We start from the raw sequence: 21,215 nt of genomic DNA on the forward strand, positions 1-21,215 counted from the left end.
CGGCTTAAGCGGGCCTCAGGCCATTGATACGGAAAAGGTTCCATGGATGGGTTGGCGGGTCGAAACTTCACAACGAGCTGAGCCGCGCGACGGGCTGGTCGGCGCGTTCCTGTATTGGCTCGGTGGCTTCGAGATCGAGGACGGCCTGGTCGCCGATCTCAGCGAGCGCGAGCTTGGCCGGATCCGCGCCAAGCAGATCGACGCGGTGACGCGGCTGATCCCGGTGACGATGGCCGTCACCATGCTCAACGTCGCCATCGTGCTGATCCTGTTCTGGGGCAGGGGCTGGAACGACTTCCTCGCGATCTGGGGCCTGACGCTCGCTGCCACCGCCTCGCTCGCGGTCCGTTCATGGCGGCGGTCGTACCGGAACCCGCCGCAGGAGGCTTCGCCCCGCGCCGCACGGCATATGCTGCGGCAGGCATTCTTCCTCGCCGCGATCTGGGCCACGCTGCCACTCGCACTGTTCAGCCACATCGAGCCGACCAGCCAGCTGCTCCTGGCCTGCCTGATGGTCGGCATGATGTCCGGCGGCGCGTTCACGCTCTCGACCTTCCCGCGCGTCGGCCTCGTCTATCTCGCCACGATGACGGTCGGCTGCGTCGGTGCGCTGCTATTGTGCGGCGCCGGGCCGTATCTGGTGACCGCGGTGTTCCTGCTGCTGTTCGCGTTCTTCATGGCGCGCAACATCGTCTCGCAAGGCAACCTGTTCCTCGGCAATCTCAAGTCCCAGCTCGAGCTCGAGCGGCAGACCGAGATCATCTCGCTGCTGCTGAAGGATTTCCAGGAGAACGCCAGCGACTGGCTGTGGCAGACCGACGCCGAGGGACACCTGGTCGACGTGCCCGAGCGCTTCGCCGATGTCGCGCAGCTGCCGCTTCCGCTGCTGAAGGGCTCGCATTTCGCCGACGTGCTCGACATGCTCTGCCCCGAGGACAAGAGCGCGGCCTACAACGTCGTCGGCTTGATGGAACATGCCGAGCCACTGCACGAGATGAACCTCAAGGTCGTTGCCGGCGGCGAGGCACGGCTGTGGTCGCTCACCGCGAAGCCGGCCTACGACCGCGACGGCCAGTTCCTCGGCTATCGCGGCTTCGGCCGCGACGTGACCGAGCGCTGGCGCGCGGAAAAGGCCGAGGCCGAGAGCCGCGCCAAGTCCGACTTCCTCGCCGTGATGAGCCACGAGATCCGTACGCCCATGAACGGCGTGCTCGGGCTTGCCAGCATGCTGCTCGAAACCAAGCTCGATCCGGAGCAGCGCGAGGCCGTCATCACGATCCGCGAGTCCGGCGACAATCTGCAGCGTATCCTCAACGACATCCTCGATCTGTCCAAGCTCGAGGCCGGCCGCTTCGCATTCGAGGCGATCGACTTCGCACCGCAGGCGCTGGTCGAGACGGTCGCGACCGTCGTGCGCGCCAGCGCCAAGAGCAAGGGGCTCACGGTCAAGGTCGAGCTCGATCCGAACCTGCCGCCGACGCTGCGCGGCGACGTCGCGCGCATCCGGCAGGTGCTGCTCAACCTCGCGTCCAACGCGGTGAAGTTCACCGACGAAGGCGAGGTGACGATCTCGGCCACCTGCCAGGCGCGGCGCGACCTGCTGGCGACCGTCGAATGGACCGTCACGGACAGCGGCATCGGCATCGCCCCCGAAAAACTCGGCCAGCTCTTCAGCGATTTCGCGCAGGCCGACGCCTCGATCAGCCGGCGCTTCGGCGGCACCGGGCTTGGGCTTGCGATCTCCCGGCGCATCATCGAGCAGATGGGCGGCACGATCGGCGTCACCTCGACGCCGGGCGAGGGCTCGACCTTCCGCTTCACCCTGGTGTTGCCCTGGAGCCAGGCGCCGGCGTCCGACCAGGCGGCCGGCCGCGACGAGGCCGACGAGCTCAAGGTGCGTATCGCCGAACTCGACCGGCCGTTGAGGGTGCTGGTCGCCGAGGACGATGCCGTCAACCGCATGGTCGTGAGCAAGATGCTCGGTGCCTTCGACGTCGAGCTGCGCGTCGTCACCGATGGCGTCGAGGCCGTCGCGGCGGCCTCGGAGGGCGACTACGATGTCGTGCTGATGGACGTGCGCATGCCCGATATGGACGGTCTTGCGGCAACCCGGGCGATTCGCGCGCAAGGCGGCCGCTTCGAAGCCCTGCCGATCATTGCACTCACCGCCAACGCCTTCCCCGAAGACGTCAAGATCTGCCGCGAGGCGGGCATGTCGGACTTTTTGGCAAAGCCGCTGCGCAAGCCCGCGCTGGTCGCGGCATTGCTGCGGGCACTAGACCACGTGGCGTCGGACGACGCGCCGCTTCAGCCGGAGCTGATGCCGGTCGAGGTCGAGTGGACCGAGGAAGAAAGGCAGATCACCGGCGCGTAAGCGCTCAGATCGAGAAGCTGGTCCCGCAGCCGCAGGACGCGGTAGCGTTGGGATTGTTGACGCGGAACGAGGCGCCGATCAGGTCATCCACGAAATCGACCTGCGACCCCGCCAGGAACGGCTGGGAGGCGGAATCGACCAGTACCACCGCATTGTCCTGCTCGATCACGAGATCGTCGTCGGTGCGGTCGCGGTCGATATCGAACTTGTACTGAAAGCCGGAACAGCCGCCGCCCTCGACCGAGATGCGCAGCATCGCGCCTGACCCTTCGCCCTTGAGGATCTCCCCAATCCGGCGTGCGGCCCGGTCACTGATGGTCACGGCAGTCGTCATTTCAGGTCTCCGATCGTCGGCGGCGTCATACCCAATTCATTTGGTATCCCGCATCCGGCATAGTTAAGTGCCACCATACGCAGAATCAAATGGATAGGGACTAAATTCGCCGTGTCCGTCGGAATGGCAGCCCCCCACGCGCCCTATGCCTGCGACCCCGATCGCAGCCGGGGCCGGCTGGTCGCCGAGCCCCCGAGCCGGACCCGCAGCCCGTTCCGCCGGGATTGCGACCGGGTGATCCACTCCACCGCGTTCCGCCGCCTGAAGTACAAGACCCAGGTGTTCGTGTTCCACGAGGGCGACCACTACCGCACCCGGCTGACCCATTCGCTCGAGGTGGCCCAGATCGCCCGCGCGCTGGCCCGGCAGCTCGGGCTCGACGAGGACCTCACGGAAACCCTGGCGCTCGCGCACGATCTCGGCCACCCGCCGTTCGGACATGCCGGCGAGCGGGCGCTGGATGCCTGCCTGAAGGAGTTCGGCGGCTTCGACCACAATGCCCAGGCCTTGCGCGTCGTCGCGGCGCTGGAGCACCGCTATCCCGAATTCGACGGGCTGAATCTGACCTGGGAGTCGCTGGAGGGCATCGTCAAGCACAACGGCCCGCTGACCGATCGCAGCGGCGCGCCGGTCGGACACTATCGCGAGCATGGCATTCCCGTCGGCATCGCCGACTACATCAAGGTCTACGATCTCGAATTATGGAGCTTCGCCTCGCTCGAAGCACAAGTCGCGGCGATCGCCGACGACATCGCTTATGACGCCCACGACATCGACGACGGTCTGCGCGCCGGCCTGTTCGATCTCGACGATCTCAAGGTGATGCCGCTCACAGCCGAGATCATCGCCGAAACCTCGGCGCATTATCCCGATCTCGAAGATGTCAGGCGCGGCGCCGAGCTGGTGCGCGAGCTGATCTCGCACCTGATCGGCGCGGTGTTTGCGGAGGCGCAGAAGAACCTCGCCGCCATCAAGCCGCAATCGGCCCAGGACGTGCGCCAGCAGAGCCGGGCGCTGATCGCGTTTCCCGCTGACGTCGCCGAGGAGGAGGCCGCCATCAAGCGCTTCCTCTACCAGCACATGTACCGCCACAAGCGGGTGATGCGGGTGATGGGGGAGGCCGAACAGATCCTGTTCGACCTGTTCGCGAAATACCTGAAATCGCCGGCCGAGCTGCCGCCGGAATGGCTGCTGGGGGCGGAGGCGGACAATGAGGGCGACCGGGCCCGGCGGATCGGCAATTTCATTGCCGGAATGACCGACCGTTTCGCCCTGACCGAGCATCAGCGGCTCTTTGACTCGACCCCGGATTTGCGTTAGGCGGCGGCCATGCCCGACACATCCTCATCCCTGCACCTGTTCGCCGACGTGCTCGCACGCGTGCACGCCGCCTGCCGCGCGCTCGCGGCGGATGCCAGCTGGCCCGAGGGCATCGATTTCTCGCGCGTGGTGGTCGAGCCTCCACGCGATGCCTCCCATGGCGACATGGCGACCAACGCCGCTATGGTGCTTGCGAAAGAGGCAAAGGCAAAGCCCCGCGATCTCGCCGAGCAGATCGCCGAGCGGCTGCGGGCCGACGCGCTGATCGCCAAGGTCGATGTCGCCGGTCCCGGCTTCATCAACCTGACGCTGAAGCCCGCCGCCTGGGCCGAAGCGCTGCGGACGGTGCTGCGCGAGGGCGCCGATTACGGCCGCGTTCAGGGCGGCTCCAAGGTCAATGTCGAATACGTCTCGGCCAATCCGACCGGGCCGATGCATGTCGGCCATTGCCGCGGCGCCGTGTTCGGCGACGCGCTGGCGAGCCTGCTCCAGTTCGGCGGCCACGACGTCACCCGCGAATATTACATCAACGATGCCGGCGCGCAGGTTGACGTGCTCGCGCGCTCCGCGTTCCTGAGGTATCGCGAGGCGCTGGGCGAGGATATCGGCGCGATTCCGGAAGGCCTCTATCCGGGCGACTATCTGAAGCCGGTCGGGCAGGCGCTGGCGAAGGAGCATGGCGACAAGTTGCGCGCGATGACGGAAGCTGAATGGCTTCCGACCGTGCGTGCCAAGGCGATTGCGATGATGATGGACGAGATCAAGGACGATCTCGCCGCCCTCAATATCCGCCACGACATGTTCTTCTCGGAGCGCTCGCTGATCGAGAGCGGCAACAACAAGGTCGCCGAGACCATCGACTTCCTGCGTGCCAAGGGCGACATCTACGAAGGCCGCCTGCCGCCGCCGAAGGGGGCGCCGGTCGAGGACTGGGAAGACCGTGAGCAGTTGCTGTTCAGGGCGACCGCCTATGGCGACGACGTCGATCGTCCGCTGATCAAGTCGGACAATTCCTACACCTATTTCGCCTCCGACATCGCCTACCACAAGAACAAGTTCGACCGTGGTTTTGCGGAGATGATCGACGTCTGGGGCGCCGACCATGGCGGCTACATCAAGCGCATGCAGGCGGCGGTGAAGGCGACCACCTCCGGCAAGGGCGCCCTCGACGTCAAGATCGTCCAGCTCGTGAAGTTGCTGCGTAACGGCGAGCCGGTGAAAATGTCGAAGCGGAGCGGGGACTTCGTCACCTTGCGTGAGGTGGTGGATGAAGTCGGCCAGGACGCCGTCCGCTTCATGATGCTGTACCGGAAGAACGACGCGGTGCTCGACTTCGACCTCGCCAAGGTCATGGAACAGTCGCGCGATAACCCGGTGTTCTACGTCCAGTACGGCCACGCCCGCGGTCACTCGATCTTCCGCAACGCGCGGGCCGAGGTGTTCCCGGACCTGCCGGAGGATACCGCCAAGCGCATCGCCTGGCTCGGTGAGTCGGCCGTGGAGCGGCTGTCGGACCCCGTGGAGCTCGACCTTCTCAAGCGCCTCGCAATTTATCCGCGGATGCTGGAAGCCGCCGCCGCGGCCCATGAGCCGCACCGTATTGCCTTTTATCTCTATGACTTAGCGAGCGAATTTCACGCACTTTGGACGAAGGGGCGCGATTTGCCCTATTTACGCTTCATTATCAATAATGATGCAGATCTAACAAAGGCGCGACTGGCCATGGTCCAGGGCGTCGTCTCGGTCCTGGCATCGGGCCTCGCCATCCTCGGCGTCCATGCCCCGGACGAGATGCGGTAGTTTGGGGCGAACTACTTAAGGGGAATTCGGGGGTAACCGGCAGAAGCCGGACCGCTTAGACTTGGTTGACAGCCTTGTGGGTTGAAAGCCGTGCCTTGGTCGAGGGGGCGCGCGGCTTTCCCGAAGGGACGCATCATCACGATGGCCGAACGATATCAGGACAGACCGTTTCCTTCCGATGACTATGGTCGCGGCGGCGATCAGCATGGGAAGGCGGAAAATGATCCCTTGGCCGAGCTCGCCCGTCTGATCGGACAGACCGATCCATTTGCAGCGCAGGGGCGGCCCACCGCGCGCCCGCCGGCAGCGCCGGCGCCCGCCCAGGGCTATCAGGAAGACGATTATCGCCAGGACGATTACCAGCAGGACTATGCCGAGCAGGCCCCGTCGGCTCCGCCCGGGCCGCCCTCATGGATGCGGCGCGCCAACGTGCAGCCGCAGCCGGCACCCGCGCCGGAGCCTGACTATCCCGTCTCCGTAAACCCGGTTCATCCGTTGCATCGCTATTCAGTCCAGCCGACCGCGCCCGAGCCTGATTTCCATCAGCCGCAGGCCTATCAGGATCACGCTTATCAGGATCAGCCTTATCAAGCTCAGGCATATCAGCAGGAGCAGGCCTACCAGGAGCCATACGCGCAGCCCGATCCGTCGCGCTATGACGATGCGCTCTACGGCAAGCTGGAGACGGGCGAGCAGGACTATCAGCGCGATCCGGCCTATCCGGACGATCCCTACGCATTCCAGAGCGACTATCCCGAGGCCGATCTCGACGAGCCGAAGAAGCAGCGCGGCGGCATGATGACGGTCGCGGCGATCCTGGCGCTTGCCGTGGTCGGGACCGGCGCGGCCTTTGCCTACAAGACCTATGTCGGTTCGCCCCGCAGCGGCGAGCCGCCGATCATCAAGGCAGACAATACGCCGACCAAGATCGTGCCCGCACCGACGGATTCCTCGGCCAAGGTGCCGGATCGCATGGTCGTCGGCGATGGCACCGAGAAGATCGTGCCGCGCGAGGAAACGCCTGTCGACGTCAATGCCAAGGCGGGCGGTCCCCGCGTGGTGTTCCCGCCACTGAACCCGAATGCGAATCCGCCGCCGGTGGCGAGCGTCTCGCCGTCCACGATTCCGCCGGCGAGCGCGGGTCCGATTCCAAGCAACGGTACGCTGCCGAACAATTCGCCGCGCGCGATCCGGACCGTGGCCGTGAGGGGCGATCAGACCGATAGCGCCGCGCCGCAATCGGCCGCTGCCGCCAGGCCGGCAACTGCAACTCCGCCGAAGCCGGTCGCCGCACCGGCTGCACCGGCCGCGCCGCGCACGCCGCCGACCTCGGCCAATGCCAGCGCCAACCAGCCGCTCTCGCTGGCACCGCAATCGGCGCCCGCAGCCGAGCCGCCGCAGCGGATGGCGGCGACCAACCCGACGCAGCTCGCGCCCGCCAGCAACGGCGGTGGCGGCTACGTTGTGCAGGTCTCCTCGCAGCAGAGCGAGGACAGCGCCGCCGCGTCGTACCGGGTGCTTCAGAGCAAATATGGCAGCGTGCTCGGATCGCGCTCGCCGGTGATCAAGCGGGTCGATCTCACCGACAAGGGCAAGGGAATCGTCTATCGCGCCTTCGCCGGGCCCTATGGCTCGGCCGAGGAAGCGACGCAGGCTTGCAACAGCCTCAAGTCCGCTGGCCTGTCGGCCTGCTTCGTCCAGAGGAATTAACGGCCGATTCCTTGACCCCCTCGCGGGGCAGGGTTAATCGGCCCTTATGAGCACGCGGGCCTTCATTACCGGCGTATCCGGAACGGAACTGACCGCCGCCGAGCGGGAGTTTATCCGTGCCGAGCGCCCATGGGGCTTCATCCTCTTCAAGCGCAACATCGCGACGCCGGCTCAAGTTGCTGCATTGGTTGCAGAATTGCGGACGGTTGCGAACGCGCCCGACGCTCCCGTCCTGATCGATCAGGAGGGCGGACGGGTGCAGCGACTGGGCCCGCCGCACTGGCCGGTCTATCCGCCGGGCGCCGTATTCGCGAATCTGTACGACAGTGATTCGGCGCTCGGGCTCACCGCGGCGCGCCTCAGCGCGCGGCTGATCGCGGCCGATCTCGCTGACCTCGGCATTACCGTGGATTGCTTGCCGCTGGCTGACGTGCCGGTGCCGGGCGCCGATGCCGTCATCGGGAACCGGGCCTATGGCACCGAACCCGGCAAGGTCGCAGCGATCGCACGCGCGGTGACCGACGGCCTGGAGCAGGGCGGCGTGCTGCCGGTCCTCAAGCACATTCCCGGCCATGGCCGCGCCACCGCCGATACCCATTTCAAGCTGCCGACCGTCGACACGCCCAGAGATGAACTGGAGCGGACCGATTTCGCGGCGTTCAAGCCGCTGGCGGACCTGCCGATGGCCATGACTGCACATGTTGTGTTTAGCGCGGTCGACCCCGCCCATCCGGCGACGACATCTGCGACAATGATTGCTCAGGTGATTCGCGGCGCAATCGGGTTCCAGGGTTTGTTAATGAGTGATGACGTGTCGATGAACGCGCTGGCGGGAAGCATTGCCGATCGGACCCGCGCCATCTTCGCGGCCGGCTGCGACATGGCTCTGCATTGCAACGGCAACATCGAGGAGATGCGCGAAGTCGCCGGCCAGACGCCTGAACTGTCGGGCAGGGCGCTGGAGCGGGCGACAGCCGCGCTCGCGGCGCGCAAGGCGCCGCAGCCACTCGATCGGGCGGCCGCACGCGCCGAACTGGACGCATTGATCGCACGGGCAAACACGGCATCCGCATGACCGCAGAAATCCTATCGTTTGAAACCGGGCGGCCCGCAGAGCTCGCCGAGGGTGAGCCGGCGTTGGTGGTGGACGTCGAGGGCTATGAAGGCCCGCTCGACCTCCTGCTCGCGTTGGCGCGGCAGCAGAAGGTCGATCTCGCCAAGATCTCGATCCTGGCGCTGGCCGACCAGTATCTCCACTTCATCGAAGCCGCGCGGAAGATCCGGCTGGAGCTTGCTGCCGATTATCTCGTGATGGCGGCGTGGCTCGCCTTCCTGAAGTCGCGCCTGCTGCTGCCGGAGCCGCCGAGCGCGGAAGGGCCGAGCGCTGAAGAGATGGCGACCGCGCTTGCCAACCGTCTGCGTCGGCTGGAAGCCATTCGCGAAGCCGCCAACCGGCTGATGAACCGGCCGCAATTGCAGCGCGATATCTTCCCGCGCGGCGAGCCTGAACAGATCGCCGAGATCAAGCATCCGAAATACACCGCGACGCTGTACGACCTGCTCACCGCCTATGCCGCACAGCGCCAGTCACGTGTGCTGGCGAGCGTGCATCTGGCCAAGCGTACGGTGTGGTCGCTCGCCGAGGCGCGCGCCACGCTGGAACGGCTGGTCGGCAGCATCAGCGAGCAAGATGACTGGGGCGTGCTCGACGACTTCCTGATCCGGCACGTCGCCGATCCGACGCAGCGGGCGACGGTGTTCGCCTCGAGCTTCGCCGCCGCGCTTGAGCTGGTGCGGGAAGGTCAGCTCGAGCTGAACCAGAAAGAGGCGTTTGCGCCCATCTATTTCCGGAAGGGGCGCCCCAAACCGGTCCCTGACGCAGCTCCTGCGCCCGATGCGCCGGTCGCTTAAGTGCAAGAAGGAGAATCTGCCATGGCAAGCCTGGCTGAAGTGCGGGTAGACGAGGCCGAGCCGATGGAGAACGAATCCCAGGCACGTCCTGAAGAATTGCGGCTGCTGGAAGCGCTGCTGTTTGCGTCGAGTGAACCGCTGGATACCGCGACGCTGGCCAAGCGCATGCCTGATGGCGTGGACGTCAAGGCCGCGCTCGAGCAGTTGCAGGCCGATTATGCCTCGCGCGGCGTGAACCTCGTGCGCGTCGCCAACAAATGGACCTTCCGCACCGCGGGCGATCTCGCCTGGCTGATGACGCGGGAAAGCACCGAGACCCGCCGCCTGTCGCGCGCGGCGATCGAGGTGCTGGCGATCATCGCCTATCACCAGCCGGTGACGCGCGCCGAGATCGAGGAGATCCGCGGCGTCGTTACCTCGAAGGGCACGCTCGACGTGCTGCTGGAGACCGGCTGGATCAAGCCGCGCGGGCGGCGCAAGACGCCCGGCCGTCCCCTGACCTTCGGAACCACCGAGGACTTCCTGTCGCAATTCACCCTGGAACAGCTGGGTGATCTGCCGGGCCTGGAAGAACTGAAGGGCACGGGCCTGCTGGATTCGCGCCTGCCGACCGGATTCAGCGTGCCGACGCCGTCCGATGACCCGCAATTGCGCGAGGACGAGGATCCGCTGGAACCGGGCGAGGACCTCGATCTCGCGCTGGCACCTGCGGTCGAGCCCGAGACGCCGGAGGGCGGCGGTGAGGGCGGCAGCGAGGACTGACGTCCCGTCCCTCTGCGGCCCCTGCGACCGGTTAACACTAGCAAGATTACGTAACGCCAACAGCGAATTGGCGCTGCCTTGGTCCTTGTTTTTGAGGCCTGCGAAGCCTACGTTCCGGTGAAGATCGGCCGGGTCCTCGGCCATGCGCGTTTGGAGGGTTGCAGGATGGGTTCACTCAGCATTTGGCACTGGATCTTGGTGATCGCAGTGGTCCTGCTGCTGTTCGGCCGCGGGAAGATTTCGGATCTGATGGGCGACGTGGCGCAGGGCATCAAGGCGTTCAAGAAGGGCATGCAGGACGACGACAAGCCCGCTGACAAGCCTGAGCCGGCCAAGTCCATCGAGCACAATGCCGCGCCGACCGCGGCACGCTCCGACGTCGGCAGCAAGGCCGTCTGAGCCAGAGAGCACGCGAGACGCGGGTAGCGGCCCCGATCCTGCGCGCGAGGGATTGGGCCGGCTTGCTGCTGGCGTGAACGGAAGACCTCATGTTCGACATCGGGTGGAGTGAACTGGTCCTGATCGGGGTCGTAGCCCTGATCGCCATCGGCCCGAAAGAGCTGCCGGGCGTGCTGCGCATGGTCGGACAGTGGATGGGCAAGGCCCGCAAGATGGCCGCCGAATTCCAGGGCCAGTTCCAGGAAGCGATGCGCGAGGCCGAGATGGCCGACCTCAAGAAGAGCTTTGACGAGGTCAAGGAAGCCGCCACAGGCTTCAATCCGCTGACCTCGCTCCAGAAGGACGTCAGCGACGCGCTCCGCGTCGATGCGCTCGACAAGCCGGCCGAGACGTCCTCGACGACCGCCATTGAAACGCCGGCGACTCCAACAAGCCCGGAAGCCCCGACGCCGGAAACCTTCGTGGAAGCGGAAGCCCATGCAGCGGTAAACGAGCCGCTCGCCATCACCCGTGAGGTCGAGCAGGCGCCGGTCGTTGCGCAGGACACCGCGCCATCCGAAGCGATCAAGGACGCCAAAGCGTCATGAGCGACGCCGATATCGAGGCCAGCAAAGCCCCGCTGATGGACCATTTGATCGAGCTGCGCTCGCGGCTGATCAAGGCGCTGCTCGGCTTCGGCGTGGCCTTCATCTTCTGCTTCTTCTTCGCCAAGCAGATCTACAACGTGCTGGTCTGGCCGTTCGTGTGGGTCGCAGGTCCCGAGAACTCGAAATTCATCTACACGGCGCTGCTGGAATATTTCATCACGCAGCTCAAGCTCGCGCTGTTCGGCGCCGGCTTCATCTCGTTCCCGATCGTCGCGACGCAGATCTACAAGTTCGTCGCGCCCGGGCTCTACAAGCACGAGAAGCAGGCCTTCTTGCCCTATCTGGTCGCAACCCCGTTCTTCTTCGTGCTGGGTGCGGCGCTGGTCTATTTCGTCGTGCTGCCGATGCTGGTCCGCTTCTCGCTCGGCATGCAGCAGGCCGGCAGCGACGAGACCGCGCAGATCCAGCTCCTGCCCAAGGTCGGCGAATACCTGTCGCTGATGATGTCGCTGATCTTCGCCTTCGGCATCGCCTTCCAGCTTCCGGTGATCCTGACGCTGCTCGGCCGCATCGGCATCGTCACCTCGAAGATGCTGCGCGAGAAGCGCCGCTATTTCATCGTGATCGCCTTCGTGATCGCGGCCGTGCTGACCCCGCCTGACGTGCTGAGCCAGTGCTCGCTCGCGATCCCCTTGCTGGCGCTCTACGAGGGCTCGATCATCGCGGTGGCGATGGTGGAGAAGAAGGCGGCGGCCTCGCAGGCCGCGACCGGCACCGACGTATCGACGCCGGCCAATCCGGCCGAGTAGGGCACTTTCGCTCTATCATATCGCCGCTCAGCCTATGATTCGTCATGCCCGGGCTTGACCCGGGCATCCACGACTTGATCTAAGGCGGCAGACACGTGGATGGCCGGGATAAACCCGGCCATGACGGGAAATCAGCCATGCACGACATCAAATCGATCCGCGACAATCCGCAAGCCTTCGACGCCGGTCTCGCCCGGCGTGGCCTGAAGCCGTTGTCGGCCGCGCTGCTCGCGATCGACGAGAGGCGGCGCGCGGCGATCCTGGCCTCCGAGCAGGCGCAGGCGCGGCGCAACGCGGCCTCCAAGGAAATCGGCGACGCCAAGAAGGCCAAGGACGAGGCGCGCGCGGCCAAGCTGATGGCCGAGGTCGCCGAGCTCAAGACCACGATGCCGGAGCTCGAGGCCGCCGCGAAGACCGCCGACGAAGAGCTCACGAAAGAGCTGTCCGCGATTCCGAACATTCCGTTCGACGAAGTGCCCGATGGCGTCGACGAGCACGGCAACGTGCAGCACCACGTGTTCGGCAACAAGCGCAACTGCGCGTTCGCACCGAAGCTGCATGATGATCTCGGCACCGCGCTCGGCTACATGGATTTCGAGGCGGCGGCAAAGCTCTCCGGCGCGCGCTTCGTCGTGCTGAAGAAAGGGCTGGCGCGCCTCGAACGCGCGATCGGCCAGTTCATGCTCGACCTGCACACGACCGAGCACGGCTACACCGAGATCAACCCGCCGCTCCTGGTGCGCAACGAGGTGATGTTCGGCACCGGACAGTTGCCGAAGTTCGAGGACGATCAGTTCTGGGCGATCAAGGGCGAGCTGCTCGCCTCACCCGACCATGAGCGGCTGAAGACAGAGCGCCTCGGTCTCATCCCGACCGCCGAAGTCTCGCTCACCAACCTCGCGCGCGAATCGATCCTCGACGAGAAGCAATTGCCGATGCGGCTCACCGCGCTGACGCCGTGCTTCCGCGCCGAGGCGGGCGCCGCCGGGCGCGACACCCGCGGCATGATCCGCCAGCATCAGTTCAGCAAGGTCGAGCTGGTCTCGATCACGACGCCGGACGTGAGCAAGGACGAGCTGGAGCGGATGCTGTCCTGCGCCGAGCAGGTGTTGCAGAAGCTCGACCTGCATTATCGCGTGATGACGCTCTGCGCAGGGGATATGGGTTTTTCGTCGCAAAAAACCTATGACATCGAGGTCTGGATGCCCGGGCAGGGCGATGGCGGCATGTTCCGTGAGATCTCGAGCTGCTCGGTCTGCGGCGACTTCCAGGCGCGCCGCATGGATGCGCGCTCGCGCGGGCCGGACGGCAAGCCGCGCTTCGTGCATACGCTGAACGGCTCCGGTACCGCGGTCGGCCGCGCGCTGATCGCCGTGATGGAGACCTATCAGCAGGAGGACGGCTCGATCGCCGTCCCCAGCGTGCTCCAGCCGTACATGGGTGGTCTGAAGGTGATCTCGCGCGACTGAGGCGTATTGCTCGCCGAAACGCAGAAACGTTTGGTTGCGAAGATCAGGCGGCCGGTTATCCTGACGGCCACCGTCAATGCGAATCCACCGTTCATGGCCTTGCACCGCGATATCTTCTGGATCGGCAGACAATGGGCGGTGACGGGTACCGGCATCCAGGCTGTCGATCAGCGCCTGCGCGGCGTGCTCGACATCGAGATCGCGCGGCTCTGGGACGAGGATCTCGTGCAGAGCCGGCGAGCCAAGCCCGGCGTAAATGCTACGGATTTCGACAAGGCGCTGACGGTGGCACGCGAGCGTTTTCCGCAGACGCCGGCGTCAGATCCGATCGTTGCGCAGCTGGAGGCGCTCGGCGTGATCGAGGCTCCTGTCGTGAGTCCGGTCGTACCGGCGATGAAGCTGCGTGCCGAGGGCAGGCTCGCACGCTTCCTGCCGCAATGGCGCATCCGTTGCTAGTTGAATACGGCATCGGGCTCGAATAGGTCGGCGTCATCCGGAAGCAGGCCCCGGGAACCGACGTCGGCCGGCTGCTGCGCTGCGGCAATGAGCGGGATCACAGATGAGATCTGCGCGGCGGCCGGTTTGCCTGATCGGTCCCAGCCGGATAAGACGGCTCAGACCCCTTCAGGAATCGACCTTTCGCATGCGCATTCTCTGCACCAATGACGACGGCATTCACGCTCCCGGCCTCAAGGTCGTGGAAGAGATCGCACGGGCATTGTCCGACGACGTCTGGGTGGTGGCGCCCGAGCTCGACCAGTCCGGCGTGTCACATTCGCTGTCGCTGAACGACCCCTTGCGCCTGCGCGAGGTCGGGCCGCGGCACTTCGCCGTGCGCGGCACCCCGACCGACTGCGTCATCATGGGCGCGCGCCATATCCTGGGCGCCATGCCGCCAGATCTCGTGCTGTCGGGCGTCAACAAGGGCCGCAACGTCGCCGAGGACGTGGTCTATTCCGGCACCATCGCCGGCGCGCTGGAGGGCACCATCCTGGGGCTGCCGTCGTTCGCACTGTCGCAGGAGTTCAGCGTCGAGACCCGCGAGCGGCCGCCGTGGGACACCGCGCGCAAGTTCGGCCCCGACATCCTGCGCAAGGTGATGGCCGCCGGCATCCCGAAGGAGACCGTCATCAACGTCAACTTCCCGTCCTGCGCGCCGGAGGACGTGCTCGGCATTCGCGTCACGCGCCAGGGCAAGCGCAATCTCGGCTTCCTCAGGATCGACGAGCGCAGGGACGGCCGCAACAATCCCTATTTCTGGATCGGCTTCGAGCGCGCGGCGATGATGGATACGCCCGCCGAGGGCACTGATCTGGCGGCGCTGCGCGAGCGGTACGTCTCGGTCACGCCGCTCAGGCTCGACCGCACCAACGAGGCGTTTTCCGAAGCGCTGGGTGCGGCCCTGAAATAGTAGCCAAAGCATGCGGTATTCTTCACCTCTCCCGAAGGGAGAGGTCGGATCGCATCGAAAGATGCGATCCGGGTGAGGGGTTGCAATCTCACTGAACGCCGCGGCCCCTCACCCGGATTGCTGCGCAATCCGACCTCTCCCCGCCGGGGAAAAGTGAAGGAGGGCGCGAGCAACGGGAAAGCTAGCCGCCGCGAAGGGCGGCCTCGATGGTCTTGCCGAGCGCGTCGAGCTGGAACGGCTTCTGGAGCGCCGGCCGGTCGCGATACTGCTCGGGCAGGCCGGAGGAGCCGTAGCCGGTGGCGAAGATGAACGGACAGCCCTTGGCCTTGATCAGGTCGGCGACCGGGGAGATCACCTTGCCGTTGACGTTGACGTCGAGGATGGCGATGTCGAACTGGGTCGCTTCGGCGAGCCGCATCGCTTCGGGGATATCGCCGGCTTCGGCTGCGATCTTGTAGCCGAGCTCTTCGAGCATGTCCGCGACCATCATCCTGATCATCACCTCGTCTTCGACGAGGAATACAGAGCGGCCGGAAAGCCCTGTCGCGGTCATTGTCGGTGAGTCCTTGCCCATTCCAGAAAACGTTCGCAGATAACGCGAATCGACGCAATGCGCGTTTCGGCGAACGGACACCTGAAAATGGCCTTCGCGGCCAGTCCGCTGCAAGCCAATTTGTGGTCAAATACCTCAGCGAAAGGCTATCATGAGTTCCTGAGCAGGAACAGGATTCCTGCCGCAGCCTTGAGCTCCGCAAGCGACGATCCGGACCTGACGAGATAGTACTGGTAGCAATGACCTCCCATCAGCACCCGCCGGAAAAGATGATGTTTCAGCTCACGCTGAGGCGTCGGGGCATCAGCGATCAGGCGGTGCTGCGAACGATGGAGGAGGTGCCGCGCGAGCTGTTCGTCGACGAGGCCGATCGCGAGGGGGCCTATCGTGACAGCGCGCTGCCGATCGCGTGCGGGCAGACCATCAGCCAGCCCTTCGTCGTCGCCTACATGACCGAGCAGCTCCAGCTCCAGAAGCAGCACCGCGTGCTCGAGATCGGCGCGGGCTCCGGCTATCAGGCCGCCGTGCTGTCGCGGCTCGCAGGTCACGTGCTGACGGTCGAGCGCTATCGCAAGCTTGCGGACGCCGCACGCGCCAGGCTTGAGAAGCTCAACTATCACAATGTCGAGGTGATGCTGGGCGACGGTCTCAACCTGCCTGCCAACATCGGCCCGTTCGACCGCATCATCGTCACCGCCGCCATGGAGCGGATTCCGGAGAACCTGGTCGAGCGGCTCGAGGTCGGCGGCATCCTGATCGCGCCCGTCGGGCCGCACCAGGGGGTGCAGACGCTGATCCGCCTGACCCGCAGCGCGAAGGGGGTCGACCGCAAGGAACTCGTCGAGGTCCGTTTCGTGCCGGCACTGCCCGGCGTGGCGCGGGAGCTGTAGATTTCCGGATTGGCTGTGCTGCCAACATCTTATTGGGAGGGTTAAGCCGTTATTTACTCGGCGCGTGTTTACTTAAAAGACCAGTTCTGTTGCGTACGAGTGAGTAACCATGTCTGTCGTCGCCGAGTTGCTTTACTCGCGCCGCGTACCGCAGGTCGCGGTGCTGGCGCTGATCGCCGTCAGTTTCGCAGGGTGCAGCGCCGACATGTCGTCGCGGCTGTCCCAGTCGAACTTCTCCAATCCCTTCTCGACTGAATCGACCGGTTCGGTGCAGCAGGCGCCGCCGCCGCAGCGTGAGCTGCCGCAATATTCGCGGCCGCAGACGCAGCCCGGCTATTATCAGTCGCAGCCCTTGCCGCCGCCCGCGGTGTCCGCGCCGCAATCCTATCCCGTTGCGGCAGGTGGCGGGGTGTCCGGTGGCGGGCGTGGCGTCGGCTCCTACGCGCCCCCGGCGCAGCCGCGTCTGGAGACCACGGCCACCGTGCCGTCGCGCTCGGTCGCGGCCGCCCAACCGGCCGGCGGCACCAAGATCATCGTCGGCACCAGCGACACGCTCGACGTGCTCGCCAAGCGCTATCACGTCACGCCGCAGGCGATCCTCGCCGCCAACGGCTACAAGGGTCCGCGCACGCTCTCGCCCGGCCAGCAGCTGATCATCCCGCATCCGGGCGCGACCGCGGCTGCACCCGCGCCGGCAATGGCTCCCGTCGCGGCGGCTCCCGCGATGGCGCCGGCGGCGAAGCCGGTTGCGGCCGTTGCCGCGCCGCCGAGCACGCACTTCGTCAACCGCGGCGACACGCTCGCCAGCATTGCCCGCAAGAACCATATCTCGGCGGCTGAACTGGCTCGCGCCAACGGTCTCGATCCGTCCGCAAAGCTCAAGCTCGGCGCCAGGCTGACCGTGCCGGGTGCAAAGACCGCCGCTCTCGCAGTACCCGTTGCTGCGGTTCCGGTCGCGGCTGCCCCGGTCGCAGGTACGTTGCAGCCCGTCGCGGCGGCTCCGGCGCCTGCGACGAAGATGGCCGCCGTCGCGCCGGTGCAGAGCGCGCGCCTGGCCCAGGCCACGGCCAATGTCGAAGAGAAGCCCGCCGAGACGCCGGCGAAGGCTGCGGAGGCCACCGGCGCGCTGCCGACCTTCCGCTGGCCGGTGCGCGGCAAGGTGGTCACGAGCTACGGCGCCAAGACCAACGGCAAGTCCAATGACGGCATCAATCTCGCGGTGCCCGAGGGGACGCCGGTCAAGGCGGCTGAAGACGGCGTCGTCGCTTATTCCGGCAACGAGCTAAAAGGTTACGGCAATCTGGTCCTGGTTCGGCACTCCAACGGCTACGTCACCGCATATGCCCATGCGAGTGAGCTGTTGGTGAAGCGCGGCGATACCATCAAGCGCGGTCAGGTCATTGCCAAGTCGGGTCAATCCGGGGAGGTGGCGTCGCCGCAGCTCCACTTCGAGATCCGCAAGGGATCGAGTCCGGTTGACCCGCTTCAATTCCTGAACGGGGCGTGAGGCGCTGCCGCCCCATAGCGCTGGCCATACGAACGCATTCATCGCCCGCGAAAGCGGGCGATTTCGTTTCTGGAGATGCCAAGGGGATACGGAGAGGCCGCGGCGTACTGGATTCCCCGCCTGCGCGGGGAATGACAGTTGCGGGCGAGGCGATACTTTCCGCTACTTCGCCGTCAGCTTCACGCCGAGGCGTCCCGCGAGCTCCTGCACGAATTGCCAGGCGACGCGGCCCGAGCGCGAGCCGCGCGTGGTCGACCATTCCAGCGCCTCGTGCTCCAGGGCCTCGTCATCGACCTCGATGCCGAAATGGCTGCAATAGCCGCGCACCATGGCGAGATATTCGTCCTGGCTGCAACGGTGGAAGCCGAGCCAGAGGCCGAAACGATCCGACAGCGACACCTTTTCCTCGACCGCTTCGCCGGGATTGATCGCGGTCGAGCGCTCGTTCTCGATCATCTCGCGCGCCAGCAGGTGGCGGCGGTTGGAGGTGGCGTAGAGGATGACGTTCTCGGGCCGCCCCTCGATGCCGCCTTCGAGCACGGCCTTGAGCGATTTGTACGAGGCGTCATTGCCGTCGAAGGAGAGGTCGTCGCAGAACACGATGAAGCGGAAGGACGAGGCGCGCAGCTGCTCCATCAGCGCGGGCAAAGTCTCGATGTCCTCGCGGTGGATCTCGATCAGCTTCAATTTGTCGGCCGGCTTGCGGTCCGCATTGATGCTGGCATGCGCGGCCTTCACCAGCGACGACTTGCCCATGCCGCGCGCGCCCCAGAGCAGGGCGTTGTTGGCGGGCAGGCCGCCTGCGAAGCGCTCGGTGTTTTCCATCAGGATGTCGCGCATCCGGTCGACGCCCTTGAGGAGGAACAGCTCGACGCGGCTGACCCGCGGCACCGCAGAGAGGCGGCCGTCGGGGTGCCAGACATAGGCATCCGCCCGCTCGAACGATTCGGGTTCGGCGACCGGATTGCCCTGGGCGGAGAGGTGCGCCGCAATGGTCTCGAGGGCGCGGACGATGCGCTCCTGGGGGAGGTCGGGGCCTGCCTTGGAGACTGGCTTGGAGGTTGCCTTGAGAGCTGCCGTGGGGCGTTTTGCCGCGACGCGGGCAGGCTTCCTGGCAGGGGTACGGGGGCCTTTGCCGGCCGGGCTTTTGCTTGGTTTTTTGGGCATGTCCGAAGTTCCTGAGAATGCAGCCTTATCGGGCCTGACGGCGCGCCGCAAGGTGGCCAAAAGGGCGGTCTGGCAGCGTTGCAATTGGGGCGGTGGCCGCTATAGTCCGCGCGAATTTGACCGAGCCGGTCGCCTTTGAGGGCCTGACCGGCTTTCCCCCGTTCTCACGAGGATCGTCCGAATGCTGATTACCCCTGCGTATGCCCAGGCTGCGGGCGCCGGCGACACCAACAGCATGTTGATGTCGCTGCTGCCGTTCGCCCTGATCTTCGTGATCATGTACTTCCTGATTCTGCGTCCGCAGCAGAAGAAGGTCCGTGACCACGCCGACCTCGTGAAGAACATCCGTCGCGGCGACACCGTCGTGACCTCGGGCGGCCTCGTCGGCAAGGTCACCAAGGTCGTCGACGACGACCAGATCGAGTTCGAGATTTCCGATGGCGTCCGCGTGCGGCAGATGCGCCAGATGATCTCCGGCGTGCGCGCCAAGGGCGAGCCGGCCAAGGAAAGCGCGAAGGAAAGCGCCAAGGACGACACCGCGGCGAAGTGAGCGCTGCGGCGAGTCTCTCAAGTCTCCTGATCTGACAGGTCCAGTCGATGTTGTATTTCACGCGGTGGAGGGCGCTCGGGATCATCCTGACGGCGCTGATCGTGTGCCTCTGCGCGGTCCCGAACTTCTTCCCCGAGGCGCAGGTGAAGACCTGGCCGGCCTGGGCGCAGCGCCGGCTCGTGCTCGGCCTGGACCTCCAGGGCGGCTCCTATCTGCTGCTCGAGGTCGACGGCAACTATGTGAAGAAGGAAAGGCTCGACCAGGTCCGCGACGACGTTCGCCGGACGCTGCGCGACGCCAAGATCGGCTTCACCGGCGGCGTCACCGTGCGCAACGACGCGGCCGAGGTCCGTATTACCAAGGAAACCGACGTGCAGCCTGCGCTCGCCAAGCTGCGAGAGCTGTCCCAACCGCTGGGCGGGTTGATAGGATCCAGCGGTCAGCGCGACCTTGACGTGACCGATGCCGGCGGCGGGGTGATCCGCCTCAGCATCCCGCAGGCCGCGATGCTCGACCGCATGCGCAAGACCATCGAGCAGTCGATCCAGATCGTCGAGCGCCGCGTCAACGAACTCGGCACCGTCGAGCCCGTCATCCAGCGCCAGGGCAACGACCGCATCCTGGTGCAGGTGCCCGGCCTTCAGGACCCGACCCGCCTGAAGGAATTGCTGGGCAAGACCGCGAAGATGGAATTCCGCATGGTCGACACCTCCGTGCCGCCGGATCAGGCGCAGCAGGGGCGGTTGCCGCCGGAATCCGAGCTCCTGATGAGTGCCTCGCCGCCGCCCACACCCTACGTGGTCAAGAAGCAGGTACTGGTCGCCGGTGGCGACCTGACGGACGCGCAGGCCAGCTTCGACCAGCGCACGAGCGAGCCTGTCGTGAGCTTCAAGTTCAACACGTCGGGCGCGCGCAAGTTCTCGCAGGCCACCCAAGAGAACGTAGGGTTGCCCTTCGCGATCGTGCTCGACAACAAGGTGATCTCGGCGCCCGTCATCCGCGAGCCGATCACCGGCGGCCAGGGCCAGATTTCCGGCAATTTCACCGTGCAGTCGGCCAACGACCTGGCGATCCTCTTGCGCGCCGGTGCGCTGCCGGCGCCGCTCACCGTGGTCGAGGAGCGCACCGTCGGTCCGGGCCTCGGTCAGGATTCGATCGAGAAGGGCGAGCTGGCGGCCTATGTCGGCTCGATCCTGGTCATCGTGTTCATGCTGCTGACTTACCGGCTGTTCGGCGTGTTTGCCAACATCGCGGTGGCCATCAACGTCGCGATGATCTTCGGCCTGTTGTCGCTGCTCAACGCCACGCTGACGCTGCCCGGCATCGCCGGCATCGTGCTTACCGTCGGCATCGCGGTCGACTCCAACGTGCTGATCTACGAGCGCATCCGCGAGGAGCTGCGCGGCGGCCGCAACGCGATCTCGGCGATCGACGCCGGCTTCAAGCGGGCGCTCGCGACCATTCTCGATTCCAACATCACCACCTTCATTGCCGCCGCGGTGCTGTTCTACATCGGCACCGGACCGGTGCGCGGCTTCGCCGTGACGCTCGGTATCGGCATCATCACCACGGTGTTCACCGCCTTCACGCTGACCCGGCTGATCGTGGCCGGGTGGGTGCGGTGGAAGCGGCCGCAGAGCGTGCCGATCTAGGAGCCTGATC

20 protein-coding genes are annotated in these 21,215 nt (G+C 65.8%); 17 read left to right on the forward strand and 3 right to left on the reverse strand.

The window, feature by feature from the left end; translation table 11 throughout:
• Positions 1-46 precede the first annotated feature (46 nt).
• Entirely contained in the window at positions 47-2,374 is a 2,328-nt protein-coding gene (locus XI09_RS19270; RefSeq protein ID WP_271568241.1) for an ATP-binding protein, read from the forward strand.
• 4 nt (positions 2,375-2,378) lie between these two features.
• On the opposite strand, the gene erpA is transcribed toward XI09_RS19270, so the two are convergent.
• A complete protein-coding gene (erpA, locus tag XI09_RS19275) occupies positions 2,379-2,708 on the reverse strand; it encodes an iron-sulfur cluster insertion protein ErpA (protein WP_011087527.1) in 330 nt (109 codons plus the stop codon).
• A gap of 111 nt (positions 2,709-2,819) precedes the next feature.
• Here erpA and XI09_RS19280 point away from each other — a divergent pair, with 111 nt between their 5' ends.
• From XI09_RS19280 to surE, 12 genes are all read left to right on the forward strand, one after another.
• On the forward strand, positions 2,820-4,028 hold the full coding sequence (locus tag XI09_RS19280; protein WP_271568242.1) for a deoxyguanosinetriphosphate triphosphohydrolase: 1,209 nt from the start codon (positions 2,820-2,822) through the stop codon (positions 4,026-4,028).
• Positions 4,029-4,037: 9 nt separating this feature from the next.
• Positions 4,038-5,828, forward strand: a complete 1,791-nt coding sequence (gene argS, locus XI09_RS19285) for an arginine--tRNA ligase (protein ID WP_271568243.1) — start codon at positions 4,038-4,040, stop codon at positions 5,826-5,828.
• Between the two features lie 141 nt (positions 5,829-5,969).
• On the forward strand, positions 5,970-7,538 hold the full coding sequence (locus XI09_RS19290) for an SPOR domain-containing protein (RefSeq protein ID WP_271568244.1): 1,569 nt from the start codon (positions 5,970-5,972) through the stop codon (positions 7,536-7,538).
• A gap of 46 nt (positions 7,539-7,584) precedes the next feature.
• On the forward strand, positions 7,585-8,613 hold the full coding sequence (gene nagZ / locus XI09_RS19295) for a beta-N-acetylhexosaminidase (protein WP_271568245.1): 1,029 nt from the start codon (positions 7,585-7,587) through the stop codon (positions 8,611-8,613).
• Positions 8,610-9,449, forward strand: coding sequence for a segregation and condensation protein A (locus tag XI09_RS19300; protein WP_092181313.1), 840 nt, complete (start codon positions 8,610-8,612; stop codon positions 9,447-9,449). Before nagZ ends, XI09_RS19300 begins: the two co-directional genes overlap by 4 nt.
• A gap of 21 nt (positions 9,450-9,470) precedes the next feature.
• Positions 9,471-10,211: an SMC-Scp complex subunit ScpB gene (gene scpB / locus XI09_RS19305; RefSeq protein ID WP_271568246.1), complete on the forward strand. Its 741-nt coding sequence runs from the start codon at positions 9,471-9,473 to the stop codon at positions 10,209-10,211.
• Between the two features lie 165 nt (positions 10,212-10,376).
• On the forward strand, positions 10,377-10,610 hold the full coding sequence (locus tag XI09_RS19310) for a twin-arginine translocase TatA/TatE family subunit (protein ID WP_011087519.1): 234 nt from the start codon (positions 10,377-10,379) through the stop codon (positions 10,608-10,610).
• Between the two features lie 89 nt (positions 10,611-10,699).
• Entirely contained in the window at positions 10,700-11,197 is a 498-nt protein-coding gene (gene tatB, locus XI09_RS19315; RefSeq protein ID WP_271568247.1) for a Sec-independent protein translocase protein TatB, read from the forward strand.
• Complete coding sequence (gene tatC, locus XI09_RS19320; RefSeq protein WP_271568248.1) at positions 11,194-12,006, forward strand: twin-arginine translocase subunit TatC; 813 nt, start codon at positions 11,194-11,196, stop codon at positions 12,004-12,006. Before tatB ends, tatC begins: the two co-directional genes overlap by 4 nt.
• Before the next feature lie 137 nt (positions 12,007-12,143).
• Positions 12,144-13,475, forward strand: coding sequence for a serine--tRNA ligase (gene serS / locus XI09_RS19325; protein ID WP_271568249.1), 1,332 nt, complete (start codon positions 12,144-12,146; stop codon positions 13,473-13,475).
• Between the two features lie 93 nt (positions 13,476-13,568).
• Entirely contained in the window at positions 13,569-13,931 is a 363-nt protein-coding gene (locus tag XI09_RS19330) for a hypothetical protein (protein WP_271568250.1), read from the forward strand.
• A gap of 187 nt (positions 13,932-14,118) precedes the next feature.
• On the forward strand, positions 14,119-14,886 hold the full coding sequence (surE, locus tag XI09_RS19335; protein WP_271568251.1) for a 5'/3'-nucleotidase SurE: 768 nt from the start codon (positions 14,119-14,121) through the stop codon (positions 14,884-14,886).
• A 181-nt stretch (positions 14,887-15,067) separates the two neighbouring features.
• On the opposite strand, the gene XI09_RS19340 is transcribed toward surE, so the two are convergent.
• The gene (locus XI09_RS19340) at positions 15,068-15,439 is read right to left on the reverse strand and encodes a response regulator (RefSeq protein ID WP_027546599.1); all 372 of its coding nucleotides are present in this window, start codon (positions 15,437-15,439) and stop codon (positions 15,068-15,070) included.
• A 239-nt stretch (positions 15,440-15,678) separates the two neighbouring features.
• On the opposite strand from XI09_RS19340, the gene XI09_RS19345 reads away from it, so the two are divergent.
• The gene (locus XI09_RS19345) at positions 15,679-16,329 is read left to right on the forward strand and encodes a protein-L-isoaspartate(D-aspartate) O-methyltransferase (protein ID WP_271568252.1); all 651 of its coding nucleotides are present in this window, start codon (positions 15,679-15,681) and stop codon (positions 16,327-16,329) included.
• A 109-nt stretch (positions 16,330-16,438) separates the two neighbouring features.
• The gene (locus XI09_RS19350; protein WP_271568253.1) at positions 16,439-17,836 is read left to right on the forward strand and encodes a LysM peptidoglycan-binding domain-containing M23 family metallopeptidase; all 1,398 of its coding nucleotides are present in this window, start codon (positions 16,439-16,441) and stop codon (positions 17,834-17,836) included.
• A gap of 162 nt (positions 17,837-17,998) precedes the next feature.
• Here the strand turns inward: XI09_RS19350 and XI09_RS19355 are convergent, their stop codons facing one another.
• Positions 17,999-19,003, reverse strand: coding sequence for an ATP-binding protein (locus tag XI09_RS19355; protein ID WP_271568254.1), 1,005 nt, complete (start codon positions 19,001-19,003; stop codon positions 17,999-18,001).
• Positions 19,004-19,184: 181 nt separating this feature from the next.
• Between XI09_RS19355 and yajC the strand changes: the two genes are divergently transcribed.
• Both yajC and secD read left to right on the forward strand, forming a co-directional pair.
• On the forward strand, positions 19,185-19,553 hold the full coding sequence (gene yajC, locus XI09_RS19360; protein ID WP_092181341.1) for a preprotein translocase subunit YajC: 369 nt from the start codon (positions 19,185-19,187) through the stop codon (positions 19,551-19,553).
• A gap of 47 nt (positions 19,554-19,600) precedes the next feature.
• Positions 19,601-21,205, forward strand: coding sequence for a protein translocase subunit SecD (gene secD / locus XI09_RS19365; RefSeq protein ID WP_271568255.1), 1,605 nt, complete (start codon positions 19,601-19,603; stop codon positions 21,203-21,205).
• Positions 21,206-21,215: the final 10 nt, after the last annotated feature.

This window comes from Bradyrhizobium sp. CCBAU 11386 (genome assembly GCF_028128955.1).
Classification (GTDB): Bacteria; Pseudomonadota; Alphaproteobacteria; order Rhizobiales; family Xanthobacteraceae; genus Bradyrhizobium.

What these genes read in the sequence shown, in the direction of transcription:
- XI09_RS19270 (WP_271568241.1), top strand. Translation starts at nt 47, where the DNA reads ATGGGTTGGCGGGTCGAAACTTCACAACGAGCTGAGCCGCGCGACGGG.
- XI09_RS19330 (WP_271568250.1), top strand. Translation starts at nt 13,569, where the DNA reads ATGGCCTTGCACCGCGATATCTTCTGGATCGGCAGACAATGGGCGGTG.
- XI09_RS19290 (WP_271568244.1), top strand. Translation starts at nt 5,970, where the DNA reads ATGGCCGAACGATATCAGGACAGACCGTTTCCTTCCGATGACTATGGT.
- erpA (WP_011087527.1), bottom strand. Translation starts at nt 2,708, where the DNA reads ATGACGACTGCCGTGACCATCAGTGACCGGGCCGCACGCCGGATTGGG.
- yajC (WP_092181341.1), top strand. Translation starts at nt 19,185, where the DNA reads ATGCTGATTACCCCTGCGTATGCCCAGGCTGCGGGCGCCGGCGACACC.
- secD (WP_271568255.1), top strand. Translation starts at nt 19,601, where the DNA reads ATGTTGTATTTCACGCGGTGGAGGGCGCTCGGGATCATCCTGACGGCG.
- XI09_RS19350 (WP_271568253.1), top strand. Translation starts at nt 16,439, where the DNA reads ATGTCTGTCGTCGCCGAGTTGCTTTACTCGCGCCGCGTACCGCAGGTC.
- XI09_RS19345 (WP_271568252.1), top strand. Translation starts at nt 15,679, where the DNA reads ATGACCTCCCATCAGCACCCGCCGGAAAAGATGATGTTTCAGCTCACG.
- surE (WP_271568251.1), top strand. Translation starts at nt 14,119, where the DNA reads ATGCGCATTCTCTGCACCAATGACGACGGCATTCACGCTCCCGGCCTC.
- XI09_RS19300 (WP_092181313.1), top strand. Translation starts at nt 8,610, where the DNA reads ATGACCGCAGAAATCCTATCGTTTGAAACCGGGCGGCCCGCAGAGCTC.
- scpB (WP_271568246.1), top strand. Translation starts at nt 9,471, where the DNA reads ATGGCAAGCCTGGCTGAAGTGCGGGTAGACGAGGCCGAGCCGATGGAG.
- XI09_RS19355 (WP_271568254.1), bottom strand. Translation starts at nt 19,003, where the DNA reads ATGCCCAAAAAACCAAGCAAAAGCCCGGCCGGCAAAGGCCCCCGTACC.
- tatB (WP_271568247.1), top strand. Translation starts at nt 10,700, where the DNA reads ATGTTCGACATCGGGTGGAGTGAACTGGTCCTGATCGGGGTCGTAGCC.
- XI09_RS19310 (WP_011087519.1), top strand. Translation starts at nt 10,377, where the DNA reads ATGGGTTCACTCAGCATTTGGCACTGGATCTTGGTGATCGCAGTGGTC.
- argS (WP_271568243.1), top strand. Translation starts at nt 4,038, where the DNA reads ATGCCCGACACATCCTCATCCCTGCACCTGTTCGCCGACGTGCTCGCA.
- nagZ (WP_271568245.1), top strand. Translation starts at nt 7,585, where the DNA reads ATGAGCACGCGGGCCTTCATTACCGGCGTATCCGGAACGGAACTGACC.
- serS (WP_271568249.1), top strand. Translation starts at nt 12,144, where the DNA reads ATGCACGACATCAAATCGATCCGCGACAATCCGCAAGCCTTCGACGCC.
- tatC (WP_271568248.1), top strand. Translation starts at nt 11,194, where the DNA reads ATGAGCGACGCCGATATCGAGGCCAGCAAAGCCCCGCTGATGGACCAT.
- XI09_RS19340 (WP_027546599.1), bottom strand. Translation starts at nt 15,439, where the DNA reads ATGACCGCGACAGGGCTTTCCGGCCGCTCTGTATTCCTCGTCGAAGAC.